Annotated in this window: 10 protein-coding genes; 4 read left to right on the top strand and 6 right to left on the bottom strand. The window is 69.4% G+C overall.

Annotation, left to right across the window (positions count from 1 at the left end; all coding sequences use genetic code 11):
* Positions 1-4 precede the first annotated feature (4 nt).
* On the top strand, positions 5-316 hold the full coding sequence (locus tag ACTVZP_RS12010) for a hypothetical protein (RefSeq protein WP_443212382.1): 312 nt from the start codon (positions 5-7) through the stop codon (positions 314-316).
* A 61-nt stretch (positions 317-377) separates the two neighbouring features.
* Here ACTVZP_RS12010 and ACTVZP_RS12005 read toward each other — a convergent pair whose 3' ends face one another.
* Positions 378-2,678, bottom strand: a complete 2,301-nt coding sequence (locus tag ACTVZP_RS12005) for a Hint domain-containing protein (RefSeq protein WP_443212381.1) — start codon at positions 2,676-2,678, stop codon at positions 378-380.
* Positions 2,679-3,137: 459 nt separating this feature from the next.
* Between ACTVZP_RS12005 and ACTVZP_RS12000 the strand changes: the two genes are divergently transcribed.
* The 3 genes from ACTVZP_RS12000 (at position 3,138) to ACTVZP_RS11990 (ending at position 6,480) form a co-directional block, all read left to right on the top strand.
* Positions 3,138-4,289 carry a patatin-like phospholipase family protein gene (locus ACTVZP_RS12000; RefSeq protein ID WP_443212380.1) on the top strand — a complete coding sequence of 384 codons (1,152 nt, stop codon included), beginning with the start codon at positions 3,138-3,140 and terminating at the stop codon, positions 4,287-4,289.
* Positions 4,290-4,380: 91 nt separating this feature from the next.
* On the top strand, positions 4,381-5,577 hold the full coding sequence (locus ACTVZP_RS11995) for a hypothetical protein (RefSeq protein WP_443212379.1): 1,197 nt from the start codon (positions 4,381-4,383) through the stop codon (positions 5,575-5,577).
* Between the two features lie 18 nt (positions 5,578-5,595).
* Positions 5,596-6,480 carry a serine hydrolase domain-containing protein gene (locus ACTVZP_RS11990; RefSeq protein ID WP_443212378.1) on the top strand — a complete coding sequence of 295 codons (885 nt, stop codon included), beginning with the start codon at positions 5,596-5,598 and terminating at the stop codon, positions 6,478-6,480.
* A gap of 104 nt (positions 6,481-6,584) precedes the next feature.
* On the opposite strand, the gene ACTVZP_RS11985 is transcribed toward ACTVZP_RS11990, so the two are convergent.
* From ACTVZP_RS11985 to ACTVZP_RS11965, 5 genes are all read right to left on the bottom strand, one after another.
* A complete protein-coding gene (locus ACTVZP_RS11985; RefSeq protein ID WP_443212377.1) occupies positions 6,585-8,819 on the bottom strand; it encodes a M10 family metallopeptidase in 2,235 nt (744 codons plus the stop codon).
* A gap of 275 nt (positions 8,820-9,094) precedes the next feature.
* Positions 9,095-10,135: a glycosyltransferase family 4 protein gene (locus ACTVZP_RS11980; protein WP_443212376.1), complete on the bottom strand. Its 1,041-nt coding sequence runs from the start codon at positions 10,133-10,135 to the stop codon at positions 9,095-9,097.
* Entirely contained in the window at positions 10,132-11,655 is a 1,524-nt protein-coding gene (locus ACTVZP_RS11975) for an ABC transporter permease (protein ID WP_443212375.1), read from the bottom strand. Before ACTVZP_RS11975 ends, ACTVZP_RS11980 begins: the two co-directional genes overlap by 4 nt.
* Positions 11,652-12,452, bottom strand: coding sequence for an ABC transporter ATP-binding protein (locus ACTVZP_RS11970; RefSeq protein WP_443212374.1), 801 nt, complete (start codon positions 12,450-12,452; stop codon positions 11,652-11,654). The genes ACTVZP_RS11975 and ACTVZP_RS11970 overlap by 4 nt, the downstream gene beginning before the upstream one ends.
* Positions 12,445-13,455 carry an ABC transporter substrate-binding protein gene (locus ACTVZP_RS11965; protein ID WP_443212373.1) on the bottom strand — a complete coding sequence of 337 codons (1,011 nt, stop codon included), beginning with the start codon at positions 13,453-13,455 and terminating at the stop codon, positions 12,445-12,447. Before ACTVZP_RS11965 ends, ACTVZP_RS11970 begins: the two co-directional genes overlap by 8 nt.
* Positions 13,456-13,470: the final 15 nt, after the last annotated feature.

Below are 13,470 nucleotides of genomic sequence, written 5' to 3'. Positions count from 1 at the left end.
TGCCGTGACAAGATCCCCTGCCCGCGACGGGCTCGTCCTCGCCGATGCGCTCGACCTTCTCCGGCATGCGCGAGAGATGATCCACGACGATCCCGCCTCTGTTCCTTCGGCGCTCGAGGCCGCTTCCCGGACCCTGCGCGATGCCGCGGCGGGCATGGAGTCGACCGAGATCCGGAGCAAGCTCACCGAGGCCATCGAGACGCTCCATCGTGTCGCGTCCGGCGCGCCGGACTGGGCCAGCGTCAGCGCGATCTATGGGCCGCTCTGCAACCTCGCGCTGCTTCTCTGCGCCGGGAAGGCTGGCCGCGCCGCCTGATCGCGCGGCACCCTCGCCACGGATTGCCGCGAGGGGTGGCCGGCGCCGACCGATCCTGCGGTCAGACGGCGGTCATCAGGTCGCCCTTGTCCCCGAGGCGGCCCAGCATGCAGGCGTGCAGCGGCCGGGACCAGCCGGCCTGACGCTCGCGCAACTCCGCACCGGTGAGAACCGGAAGGATGGCGGGGCCGTAAACCTCCTCCACGGGACGTTGACCCCAGACCGCTGCAGCGAGGCGCGGCAGGCCCCGCACCAGATCGAACTGGACCTTCCGGCCGAATGTCGACAGGGCCACCGGTCCCGGCCAGAGAGTTTCCACCGGCAGACCCTCCGCCAGCACCAGATCGTGCGCGGGCAGGAGCAGGTGGTGATAGGAAACGTCGCCCTCGGCCTCGGGACTCGAGGCGGGACCTTTCCGCGCCGCCAGATGCGCTGCGCGCACCAGGGCCGGCCCTTCCGAGGTCGTAAGCGCGATGCAGTGCTGGCGCGACATCCGCAGCGCCCCGTGCTCTCCGAAACACCCGGCCGGGATGGCGACCGGCAGCATCCGCGGATCGGCCTGCTGTTCGGCGAGGGTGACGGTGCGGCTGCCGACCCAGAGCAGGGGCTGGACGCCGCGGGAGGTCTCGACCAGATCGCCGATCTTCAGGTCCTCGATCGGGCGCAGCCCGGCGGGGGTGGCAATGCGGGTTCCCGCGAGGAGGCAGGGGATGCCCATGCTATGGAGGGCGCTTGCATTGTCGATCTGCGACGGCGAGACACCTTCGAGCACGAGCTGGTCGCCGGACGGAAAGGTGAGCACGGCGTTTCCATTCCCGTCGTCCGAAATCGTGACGTCCCAGGCAGTAATGGGCTCGTCCTTGTCGTTCAGCAGGTTGCTGACATCGATCCGGTCGGTAGTCGTTCCCCCGTCCAGGGTCGTCATGTTGAAGTCGGTGACGATGTCGCGGCCGTAGCCCGCCCCGATCACGAAGGTGTCGCGGCCGGTTCCGCCGGTAAGCACGTCGTGCCCGGAGGCATCCCGGCTTTCGAGGTCGTCCACGCCGCCCGACAGCCGGTCTTCACCACCGCCGCCCGCGAGCGTCTCGGCCGCCATGCCGCCCGAGATCGTGTCGGCCCCCGAGCCGCCCACGACCTGCTCGATCTCCCGGAACGAGCCGGATCCTCCGCCGGCCACGGTGTAGCTGCCGGTTTCCCAGCCGCCGAAGCCGACATTCACGCCGCCGGTGGTCTGCGAGAAGTCGAGCGTATCGCGGTCGCCACCGTCAGCGTCCTCGCCAGCGAAGATCGTGTCGACACCGTCACCGGCGCGGATCGAGAACTGGTCAGACCCGCTGCCGCCGAGCATCGTGTCGTTGTCGGTGCCGCCCTGGATCGTGTCATTCCCGTCGCCGCCATCGATGTAGTCGTTGCCGTCGCCGCCTGCATCGCTGATGCCGCTGCCGCTGCCGCCATGGATGACGTCCGCGCCGCCGCCACCGTAGATGGAATCGCTGCCCCCATCTCCGGCGAGCGTGTCATTGCCGTTGCCACCGTCGAGCCGGTCGTTCCCGACGCCCCCGTAGACGAGGTCGTTGCCCTCTTCGGCATAGACGCGGTCGTTGCCCTCGCCGGCCTGAACGGTATCGTCGTCGTTCCCCGCATAGACGAGGTCGTCGCCCGCACCGGCGTCGATGTAGTTCACCCCCGACCACTGCTGCCCTGCCACGTCGTCGATCGTGTCGTTGCCGTCGCCACCGTAGATCGTGTCGTCGCCCGTGCCGAAATAGATCGTGTCGTTGCCCGATCCCGCATCGATGACGTCGGCCTCGCTGCCCGAACTTATGTAATCATGCCCTGCACCCGAGTTGATGCTATCGGCGCCCGCACCGGTGTAGATCTGGTCGCCGTAGGCGCCGCCCGTAACGGAATTGGCGGCCGCCGCATCCCAGGTGTTGGTCCCGCCCTGCAGGGTCGAGTAACTGACACCGGACGTCGTGGTCGTGGAGCCCATCGTGTAGCCGACGCCGGGCACGATCGGCATGCTCGCGGCATAGCCGACGGTCAAGCCGCTGGAGTTCGCGATCTCGTAGACGTAGGTGGCCGCGCCATCCGGGCCGACCAGCGTCGTCACCGCCTTGACGAAGAACGTGCTGGTCGACGTGCCCGAGGAAGATGTGACCGAGCCTGTCTGCTGGAACCAGTCCGAGGCGCCGCCGAGCAGTCCGCCACCACTCAGCGTGCCGTCATCATCCGTGATCGTGAAGGTGAGCCTGTCGGCCTGCGTCCAGTCCGGGGTCAGCGCGATGCCGGTCTTGCCGGTGGCGTCGGTCTCGGTGATCCAGTCGTTCGGATGATAGCCATAGAACGTGTAGGTAGCCATTCCGATCCCCTCATCGCCGACAGTGCCCCTCGGTCAGGGAGCGGCCGGTTCAAGCCTTCATCAAATGCGCTCGCGAAGCAGCCCGCTTTGCTTTTAGCGGGAACGTCTTAATGATTTGCTTTGCGCGCCCCTCCGGGCGTCGTGATATCCTTCCACCTGATCCGACGGGCAGCAGACAGGCGGCGCACCCCGATGGCCTTGTTCCGAGGCCGGGCCGGGCTTGACGGGCCACCGAGGGTCCGCTGATCCTGTCTCCTCGGCGTCGATGGCGAAACAGGCGACTACGGGGGGCGCTGGCGTCCTCGCATCCGCCGGGACACCCGCCGCGGAGGGATCCGGGCCCACGCCGGGACGGTTCCGCCGACTGCGGAAGGCAGGCCGCCTACGGACGCCCGATCCGAACCGATATTGGACGGCGGAATTTCTGGAAGACACATTTCAACTAGGTGACCGAGAACGATGGACAGTGCTTCACCGACGGAACGCAAGGTGCTCGTGCTGCAGGGCGGCGGAGCGATGGGTGCATACCAGGCCGGGGCTTATGAGGTGCTGGCGGAGCAGGGCCTTGAGCCGGACTGGATCGCCGGCATCTCGATCGGCGCGATCAACGCGGCCCTCATCGCCGGCAACCGACCCGAAGATCGGGTGCCGCACCTGCGCGAATTCTGGGAGACGGTCAGTTCCGGCTCGCCGAGGATCGAGCCGACGACGCTCTTGCGGCGGCAACTCGTGAACAGCTTCTCCGGCCTCTGGGTCCAGATGTTCGGCGCGACGGGCTTCTTCAGGCCGCGGCCCTTCCCTCCGGCGCTGATGCCGGATGGAACTCCGGAGGCGCTCAGCTGGTACGACACGACCCCTCTCGCCGCCACGCTCGCACGGCTGATCGACGAAAGCTACCTTTCGGAGAAGCGCGGGCCGCGGCTGAGCGTGGGCGCGGTCGCCGTGGCCACAGGCAACTTCACCTATTTCGACAGCGCAGGCGCAGATGCGCGCGACGTGGGGATCGCGCATGCAATGGCCTCGGGGGCGCTTCCACCCGGGTTCGCCCCGGTCGAGATCGATGGCCAGCTCTACTGGGACGGGGGACTCGTCTCGAACACCCCGCTTCAGCATGTGCTCGAGAATACCGACGGCGCGCCGCTCTGCATCTTCCAGCTTGACCTTTTCCCGGCGCGCGGTCCCGAGCCACGCACGATCTACGACGTGCACCTGCGTGCGCAGGACATCCGCTACTCCAGCCGGACCCGGCTCACCACCGACCGCTACCGGCAGCTCGCCGAGATAAGGGCCGCCGGACTGCGCCTCCGGCAGAAGGTGGGCGACGAGCTGAAGGACGACCCGGACCTGCGGTTCCTGACCGGAATGGGAGCGACGAGCCCCGTTACCCTCGCCCATCTCATCAACCGGGGCGCAGCCTTCGAAGGTCATACCAAGGATTACGAGTTCTCGCGCCGGACCATGCTCGACCACTGGGCCGCAGGCGCTGCCGACATGCGGCGGTTGCTGGCCTCGCCCGAGTGGCGCGGGCGCATTCCGGCACGACCCGGCCTGACCGTCATTGATCCCGACAATCCCTCGGGAGCCAAACGCTATCAGACCGCGCCCGCCTGAACCGAAGCTGCGCGGACCCGGCCGGGATGACTTCGGCCGCCCCGCAAGTTAAGCTGCCGCAATACGAACCACGTCATCGGGAGATCCCGCGATGCACCGCATTCTCCGCGCATCTGTCTTCGTCCTCGCCCTGCCTGCCGCCCTCTGGGCGCAGGAAACGCCGGCCGACCCGGCGGCGGGCAAGCTGCTTCGTCATCTGCGCGACGAACTTCCCGCGATCAGGGACACGCTGCGAGAGCTCGATGAAGCGCCCGAGCGGTCGTGGCTGAAGGACAAGTCCGGCTATCAGGCCGAGATCGACACCTATCTCGACGAGGCCCTCGACCTCGTCCTGCCCGAGACCTACCGCACCGCGCGCACCCGTCTGACGGAGCTCGACCGCAAGATCGTGGAGCGGCAGATGGCGCAGTCGGACCTGAAGATCGAAGCCCGCACCGCGCCCGACGCAGGATCCGAGCCTGTCGAGGAACCGGCGGACGGCCTCTTCGATCGCATCGGAAACGCGATCAGCCCGAAGAAGACCCCTACCCGTCAGGAGCTGGAGCGCGAGATCGCGGCCATCGACGCCGAGGTGGCGAGCCTCCGGTCCGCGCGGACGGAGGTGATCGAGGACTTCCGCAAGACCATGGCCGAGCGGCACCGGCTTCAACTGGACGACCGCAACGCCGAACTGCTGCTTTACCAGGTCAATGGCGGCGACCTCGTGGATGCGGCTTCCATTTCCGGCATCCTGACGCAGATGGAAGAGCAGCTGCGCACGCTCTTCGCCGACGCGGCCGGCTCCGCACCGGAGATACAGGAGCAGTATCTGGGCGTCGCCGTCCTCAACCGCATGATGATCGCGCGGCTCCAGGCCCGGCACCTGCAGCACTACGACGAGGTCTACCTTCCCGCGCTGGACGAGCTGAAGGCGGAGAACAGCCGTATCCGCAAGGAGGGCGACCGGGTCGTCGCACGCGCAAGCACAGCGGCCATCCGCTCGACCATCGAGGCGAACATGCGGGTCCTCGACCGGGTCGACAGGGCGATCGCGCTTTACCGGGACGTCCTCGTCGCCCGCCGGGACAAGACTGCTGCCGCGCTCGGGACGGCGACCGAGGACGCTCAGGTGGCGATGAACACGTTGAACACGTTCTCGGTGGCGATGAATTTCGATGCGATCGTCTCGGGATCGATGCGCGAGTTCGCGGCGCTGTCCGAGCTTTCCGCACCGGATCTTCTGCCGCTGAACGATGCCGAGATGTACGAGCAGTTTCTGGACATATCGCGCCAGCTTCCGGGAAGCTGAGGCCGAGGCGGCCATCCAATGACGCAGCCGGACCATCCGCATTCCTGCAGCATTCCCTACCGGGGTGAGGACGGCTTGTGCTGCGACCCGACACTCCTCTTCCCCTACTGGAGCTTCACCAAGACGGTCCTCGCCATATGTGCCCTGAAGCTGGCAGAAGGCGGCAGGATCAATCTCGACGAACCCCTGCAGCGAGAGGATTTCACGCTGCGCCAGCTTCTGAACCACACCGCAGGCCTGCCGGATTACGGAACGCTGCCCGACTATCATCGGGCCGTCGAATCCGACGAAGAGCCTTGGCCACGGGACGAACTGCTGCGGGCGGCGCTGGCTCAGGGGCGGCTCTTCGCGCCTGGCCGCGGCTGGTCCTACTCCAATGTCGGATACATGCTGGCGCGCGAGTGGATCGAGAAAGCAGCCGGATGCTCTTTTGCCGATCTCGTGCGGGGGACCATCGTCGAGCGCCTGGGTCTGGAAAGTGTCACGTTGGCGACAACACGCGAGCACATCGCGCGCGTGCATTGGGAAGCGGCGCGCCGGTATCACCCGGGCTGGGTCTACCACGGCTGCCTGATCGGCTCGGCAAGGGATGCGGCGCGGCTGCTGCACGCCCTGATCGCCGGTCAGGTGCTGAACGCGGCATCCATGCAGCAGATGATGGCTCGCCGGCGCGTGGCAGGTGCGATTGCCGGCCGCCCCTGGACCGAGTGCGGCTATGGCCTCGGCCTCATGAGCGGCAGCATGGGCGCGGCCGGACATGCGATCGGCCATTCCGGCGGCGGACCCTTCAGCGCCAATGCGATCTATCACTTTCCCGACCTACCGGTCCCGACAACCGTCGCCTGCTTCACCGCGGGACCGGATCAGGGCCGGGCAGAATTCGCAGCCGTCGCGGGTTTCTGAGGCATCCTCGGGATGCGGGCCGCGGCAGGAACGGCAGCATGGCCGAGGCATGGCCACTCTCGTGGTCCGAGCGGGGCCACGAAGGACCGCGCGCGGCGTGCACCTTACGCGAAGATGAAGTCCGACTGGTGCAGGCCGGCCAGGGTCAGGTCCGCGAAGCAGAGGCTGCCACCATCCAGCCTGAGGACCGCACCTGCCGCGGTCTGGCGCAGATGCGCGGAGACCTCGGTCCAATCGTCGAGGCCACCGTCGGACATGAGCAGCACCCGGTCGATGCCGGGGCGGAAGTCCGACAGCCGATCCGCGCCGCAGCCGGCCGCGAACACGAAGACGTCCGCCCCCGACCCACCGCGAAGCAGGTCCGACCCGCTTCCTCCGATGATCCGGTCGGACCCGGCCCCGCCCGACAGCGTGTCGTTCCCTGCACCACCGTCAACCCGGTCATTCCCCGAAGAGGCGAGGACGCGATCCCTGCCCGCTCCTCCCTCGATGGTGTCGCCCCGGCCCGTCACGTCGCCCGCGCCCCGGTAGGTGTCGTTGCCCGCCCCGAGGCTCACAAGGTCGGTGCCTCCAGTGTCGGCCACGATGTCGTCACCGCCACCGGCCGCCACGGTGTCGCGTCCCTCTCCGCCGTCGATCCGGTTCGCCGAGGTTGTGCCGAAGATCCGGTCGTCGCCGGCTCCTCCGAAGAGCCGGTCGGCGCCCGCGTCTCCCCGGATCGTGTCGGACCCGCCTCCACCCGTCACGCAGTCGGCTCCATCACCGGCATGGATGAGGTCGTCGCCAGTCCCGCCGTCGAGCGTCTCCGCCTCACCACCGCCGAGGATCGTGTCCTGCCCGTCATCCCCCATCAGGACGTCATGACCGCCCGAACCTTCCAGGCGGTCATTCCCGGCGCCACCGGACACCGTGTCAGAGCCTGCCGCGCCCGTCTCGACTGCGTCGGTGAAGACGTCGTCGCCATCCGCAAGCGTAACGTAGTCGCGTCCCGTGCCCGCATCGACCGTGTCATTGCCGGAGTCCGCCGCAATCGTGTCGTCGCCCGTGCCACCCTGCAGGGCATCATCGGCAGTAGTGCCCATGATGCTGCGCGGGCCGTCCTCGTCCGGCAGGATCATGCCGTCCACCCGGACCATGCTGGCGGTCAGGGCGGCAAGGGTCATGTCGACCAGCGTCAGCATGCCCTCTGCCAGATCGATACAGAGCCCGACGGAGGTCTCGATCACATGGCCGAGGAAGCCCTGCCAGCTGTAGATGCCGGCGAGCGTCGGCAGGTCGATGACGTCGGTGCCCGTCTCGAAGTCCAGGATGCTGTCGGTTCCGAAGCCATCAGCGAAGCGGAACAGGTCGCTGCCGGCCCCGCCGGTCAGGACATCGTCGCCCGTCTCTCCCCAGATCGTGTCGTCGCCTTCTCCCGCGCTGACCTCGTCGTTCCCTGCGCCTGACGAGAGGACGTTCGCGGCACCGTTGCCGGTGATCCGATCAGCCCCCGAGCCGGTGCTTACGTTCTCGATCACCGTTCCGGCGGCGATGACCATGTTGCCGCGTCTGCCGAACACGTCCGACACCGCCCCTTCGCCGAGGTCGATGCGGTTCCCCTCGCTCCGTGTAGAGAAATCCAGCGTATCGAGGCCGGATCCGTCGACGAGGGTGAAGCAGACGGAGGCCGAGAACCCGGTCCGGCCGAGATAGTCGAGCGATCCGCCCGCCGTCGAACCGAGACCGTAGACCGTGTCTCCGGCATGCGCCGCCTCCGGCGCACCGTAGAGCGCCCGGATCGCGGCGATGTCGAAGGTCATCGGCGTCAGCGTGAACGCGTAGCTCGCATCCATGAACGTGTTCTCGGTCTGCGAGAAGTAGGACATGACGCTCGTCTGCCAGCTGTCGTTGGCATAGAGCGCGTCGCCGGCATAGCTTGCCGAGCCGTTGTAATTGCCCGTATGGCCCAGCCCCAGCGCGTGCCCGATCTCGTGAATATAGGTCTGGAGCGAATAGCCGCCCGCCTCCTGCCCGTAGCTGGCGAACCAGGATGACGACACGTTCACCCGGGCCGTGGTCAGCGAGGATCCCACCCAGGAGGACGAGGTGTAGGCGCCCGAGTCCGAGTTCTGGAAGGTGAGCTTCCCGCTGGAGGTTTCAACGAAGCGGATGTCCGCGATGTCGCTCCAGGTCGCGAGTGCCATCCGCGCCATCGCCCGTTCCGGCTCGGTCATCCCGGACGAGAACGAGTAGGTCAGGCTGCGCGACGCATCGAGCGACCAGGAATGGGATGAACCGCCCCAGTAGCCGTTCGTAAGCTGCCAGCCAGCCTCTGCCTCGGAATATACCGGAAGAACCATTCATCACCTCGTCGTGCGGCGCAGGACATTATTCCGCACCACCTTCCATCCGATGTCGGAGGTGCCGGAGACGTGCGCCAGAGGATCGGGCACGGATCGGGGCTCTCGTTCGCTTCAACCATTGGCCGAAAGGCGGCGCAACGATGGAGTTTCGGTGGCAGGAACGCGCAATGCTGGCAGGTTGTGGCCGGGACGCGCTTCCTGCGCAGGCCGTGCCACCGGCTCTTCTCACCGCGGCTGCCCGCCAACGGAAGGGATGCGAGGCCGACAGGCTCTCAGCAGGAGAGACGATCCAGCACCGCTCCGGCAATCGCGGCCGTGTCGGACCATCGCGGCAGCGTTCCCCCTGCCCGGCAAGCCGCATCCGCCAGGCGCTGACGGGTCGGCCCGTCCTCGAGCAGGCGACGCAGCGCGTCGGCGAAGGCCGTGGGATCGTCCGGCGGCACCAGAAGCCCCGCGTCGGCAGGCACCGTGTCGGGAACCGCCCCCGTGGCGCAGGCGACGATGGGAAGGCCGTGCAGCAGCGCCTCGGGAAAGACCATGCCGTAGCCCTCGTGCCGGGTCGCCAGCGCGAAGAGCGTGGCCCGGCGAAAGAGGGCGCACAGGTCGGCCTCGCCGAGTTCGCCGGTGAAGGCGACCCGCGCCTCGAGGCCGAGAGCCGTCCGTTGCGCGTGCAGCGCCGCGGCCGTCTCGGGAAACCACGGCGCCCCGACGATGCGCGCCTGCCAGTCCAGATCCCGGATCCGCGCCAGCGCTTCCAGCAGCACGTCGTGCCCTTTCCGCGGCACCAGGATCCCCACCGACAAGATCAGCGGCGGCCGCACGGGCGCGCGCACCGGATCGGGTGGCGGAAAGCCCGGCGGCGCCACCGTGATCCGCTCGGCGGGCACGTCGTATTCCTGCACGAGGAGCCGCGCCGTGTGGGGGCTCGGCACCAGCACATGGGCTGCCAGCGCGAGATTTGCCCGCTCCCGCTCGCGCAGGAGGGCGGCGCGGGCAGACGGCAGACCCGTCTCGAGCGCCAGCGGATGGTGGGTCATCGCCACGAGCGGCGCGCGCATCCGCGCCAGCGCCTCCGTCTCGATCGCGCCGTGCACGAGCCCGTCGAGGATCACCGGCACGCCCTCGGGGACGGCCGCGAGCAGTGCGGCCGCCTCGGCGGTCTCGGCCTGATCGGGGTCGGGAAAGCCCGCGGGAAGGCGCAGATAAGCGACCTCGTGGCCGCTCTCGTTCAGCGCCGCAAGCAGCGAGCGTTCGTAGAGGAAGCCGCCCGAGCGGCGGTCCGGATCGCCGGGAATGGCGAAGACCGCCCTCATGCCAGCTGCTCCGCCGCCGTGCGCGAAAGGACCGCCCGCTCGAGCAGGCCGAGCGCGCCCCAGGCGAGGCAGGCGGCCAGCGCGATGACGAGCGTGGCGCTCCAGAGCATGCCGTAGGCCGAGGTCGAGGCGGTGACGGCCATCAGCGCGCCGAGCCCGGTGCCGGTGGCCAGCCATTCCGCCGTCGTGGCGGCGAGGATCGCCGCGGGAACCGCCATCCGCGCAGAGGCGAAGAAGGCCGGCAGCATTGCGGGCAGCTGCGCATGGAGGAGGCGCGCGCCGCGGCTTGCCGAATAACTCTCGAAGAGGTCGAGGACCGCCCGCGGCGTCTGGCGCATCCCCTGAAGGCAGGCGACGAGGGTCGGGAAGAAGATCATGACCGCCACGATGGTCACCGTGCCCGCCGGCCCGCGCCCCAGCGCCAGCACCAGAAGCGGCGCCGTGGTCACGATGGGGACCGCCCTCAGCGCCACGGCCACGGGCAGCACCGCCCCCTCGGCGCGGGGGGCGAGGATCACCAGCGCCGCAAGGCCCGCCCCCGCCAGAAGCCCCGCCAGATAGCCCGGCACCGCCACGCGCAGCGTCTGTGCCAGTGCGAGAGCCAGCTCCGCGCGGTGGGCCACGGCCTCGGGATCCGTGAAGAGGAAGGCCCAGACATCCCAGGGCCGCTTGGCGAAGAAGGGGCTGAGGTCAGCCGCCTCCATAGCGCCCGCCCAGAGGATGAGCCCCAGCGCCAGTGCGGCCAGGACCGGCAGCGGCCCCTCGCGTCGGCCCGTCGCGGTCGCGAGGATCAGCGGCGGCTCGGCCTGCAGCCTGCGCCCGACCGCCGCAAGGATCGCGTGGGAGGCCACTGTCACCGCGGCGGCGACCGTGGCGAGGCCCCAGGTGGCCGGCGCGTCCAGCTCGCGCAGCGCCCGGATCACCAGCAGACCGAGGCCGCGCTCGGCGCCGGTGAACTCTCCCACCAGCGCGCCGAGGAAGGCCGCGGGTGCCGCGATCTGGAGGCCTGCCATGACGTAGGGCAGCGCCCCTCGGGCCCGCACATGCCAGAGCTCCGACAGCCGCCCGCGCCCGTAGCTGCGCACGAGGTCGAGCCAGACCGGTGGCGCGGCGCGGAGACCCACGAGAAGCGCCAGATAGCTGGTGAAGGTCACCGCAAGCGCCGCGAGCGTGACCTGCGGCCCGAGGCCCGGCCCCCAGAGCACGCGCAGGATGGGGCCGGTGGCCACCAGCGGCAGGCAGAAGAGGAAGAGCATCAGAAGCGAGATCACCGCCGCCACCCGGCGCGGCGCGAGCACGGCCAGCGCCGCCAGCAGCACGGCCGCGAGCGTGCCCGCCAGAAGCCCCAGCGCCGCCTCGCCCGCGGTCACGGCCAGCGCGCGACCGACGAGCCCGCGGTGCTGGAAGAGCCAGCCTGCCGTGTCGACCGGCCCAGCCAGAAGATGCGTGCCCGCCAGCGTCCGGGCCGCCATCTCCCACAGGAGCAGCACCATCAGACCGACAAGGAGACGGCCGCTCATTGCGCGGCGAGCGGCCGGTCGGGCGCCGCCCCTCCCTCGGAGAGGCCGGCGGTGATCTCGTCCACGAGGTCGAGGAACTGCGCCTCACGCACCATCGCCGCCCGCCGCGGGCGCGGCAGGCGCACGGGAATGTCGGCCACCACCGCCGCGGGCCGCGGCGACAGCACGAGGACACGGTCGGACAGCAGCACCGCCTCGGAAACCGAGTGGGTGACGAGGATTGTCGTCGTCCCCCGCTCCTGCCAGAGCCGCGGCAGGTCCAGGTTCAGCCGCAGGCGGGTGAGCTCATCGACCGAACCGAAGGGCTCGTCGAGAAGGAGGAGACCCGGCGCGGTCACGAGGCAGCGGGCGATGGCCGCGCGCTGGCGCATGCCCCCGGACAGCTCGGCCGGGCGGCGGTGCTCGAACCCTTCGAGCCCGACGAGCCGGATCAGCCCCGCCACGGCCGCAGGATCGGCGGGCCGCCGCGCAAGCCGCAGGGCCAGCGCCACATTGCCCTCGACCGTGCGCCAGGGCAGAAGCGCCGCCTCCTGGAACGCCACCGAAAGCCCGCCCCGGCGGCGCACCGCGAGAGGCGACTGCCCGCCGATGCTGACGCCGCCCGCCGAGGGCTCCTCGAGCCCCGCGATCATCCGCAGGAGCGTCGATTTCCCGCATCCCGACGGGCCGACGAGCGCGGTGGTCTGGCCCGCGGCGAAGGTGAGGCACATGGGCCCCACCGCCTCGACCGCGTCTGGCCCCGTTCCGTAGGTGCGGGCGAGGCCCCGGCAGGCGACCTCCGGCGGCGCCTCAGCCATTCGCTTCCTCGAGAAGCGAGCGGTCCCAGAGGTCGGGGCTCACCTCGCGGCCCAGAAGGGCCAATGTGCGGATGTTGGCGGCCACCGTCTCGTCGCTGAACCAGCCGAAGCCATGAGCCTCGGTCAGGTCCGACTCCATCAGCGGCAACTGCCGCTCGAGCTGCAGCGCCTGCACGGCCGCATCGAGGCCCGCATCGGGATGGCTCTCCAGCGTCAGAGCCAGAGCGGCCTCGGGATCGGCGCGGCAGGCCTGCCAGCCCCGCGCCTCGCCGCGCAGGAGACCCACCAGCTCGGCCCGCCGCGAGGCGATGCTCTCGTCGGTCGCGATGTAGGTCTGGGAATGCAGCGCATAGCCGTGATCTGCCATCAGCATCGTGACGGCCTCGATTCCGCGCACCGCCATGGCCACCGGCAGGTCGGTGGCCCAGCAGAGCAGGCAATCGACCTGACCCGCGAGCAGGGGCGCCGCGTCATATTGCGTGGGCACCACCTCGATCCTCGCCGCATCTATCCCGTTCAGCGCGCAGAGCGCCTTCAATACGGGCATGTTGGCCAGCGCCATGCCGATCCGCTTGCCCGGCAGATCCGCGGGCGTGTGCACCGGATTGGCCGGCAGCGAGGCGATGGCGAAGGGGTTCTTCTGCATGGCCACGGCGAGGATGCGGAAGGGGGCGCCCTGCGCCACGGCCGCGGCGGTGTAGTCGGCGGCCGAGATTCCCACCAGTGCCTGACCGGAGACGACCGGCGGCTCGACCGGCGCATTCGGCCCGCCCGGTTGCAACGCTACCTCCAGCCCTTCCTCGCGCCAGTAGCCGCGGGCCTGGGCGATGTAGCTGCCGGCGAACTGGACCGAATGGAGCCAGGAGAGCTGCATCGCCACCGCCGTCTGCGCGCGCGCCGGGCCTGCCGCCATCAAGGCCAGCCCCTGAGCAGAAAGGCCCGCCCCAAGGCTCCGTAGCCCCAATCCGCCGATTCCGAGGCCGAGCAGTCCCCGCCGTGTCACCCGCAAAGCGCCATC

Source organism: Rhodobacter sp. NSM (assembly GCF_052244495.1).
Classification (GTDB): domain Bacteria; phylum Pseudomonadota; class Alphaproteobacteria; order Rhodobacterales; family Rhodobacteraceae; genus Cereibacter_A.
This window is presented reverse-complemented; position numbering and strand designations above follow the sequence as displayed.

Excerpts from the sequence above, each read along its gene's own strand:
- ACTVZP_RS12000 (WP_443212380.1), top strand. The coding sequence starts at position 3,138 with ATGGACAGTGCTTCACCGACGGAACGCAAGGTGCTCGTGCTGCAGGGC.
- ACTVZP_RS11980 (WP_443212376.1), bottom strand. The coding sequence starts at position 10,135 with ATGAGGGCGGTCTTCGCCATTCCCGGCGATCCGGACCGCCGCTCGGGC.
- ACTVZP_RS11995 (WP_443212379.1), top strand. The coding sequence starts at position 4,381 with ATGCACCGCATTCTCCGCGCATCTGTCTTCGTCCTCGCCCTGCCTGCC.
- ACTVZP_RS11970 (WP_443212374.1), bottom strand. The coding sequence starts at position 12,452 with ATGGCTGAGGCGCCGCCGGAGGTCGCCTGCCGGGGCCTCGCCCGCACC.
- ACTVZP_RS11985 (WP_443212377.1), bottom strand. The coding sequence starts at position 8,819 with ATGGTTCTTCCGGTATATTCCGAGGCAGAGGCTGGCTGGCAGCTTACG.
- ACTVZP_RS11975 (WP_443212375.1), bottom strand. The coding sequence starts at position 11,655 with ATGAGCGGCCGTCTCCTTGTCGGTCTGATGGTGCTGCTCCTGTGGGAG.
- ACTVZP_RS12005 (WP_443212381.1), bottom strand. The coding sequence starts at position 2,678 with ATGGCTACCTACACGTTCTATGGCTATCATCCGAACGACTGGATCACC.
- ACTVZP_RS11990 (WP_443212378.1), top strand. The coding sequence starts at position 5,596 with ATGACGCAGCCGGACCATCCGCATTCCTGCAGCATTCCCTACCGGGGT.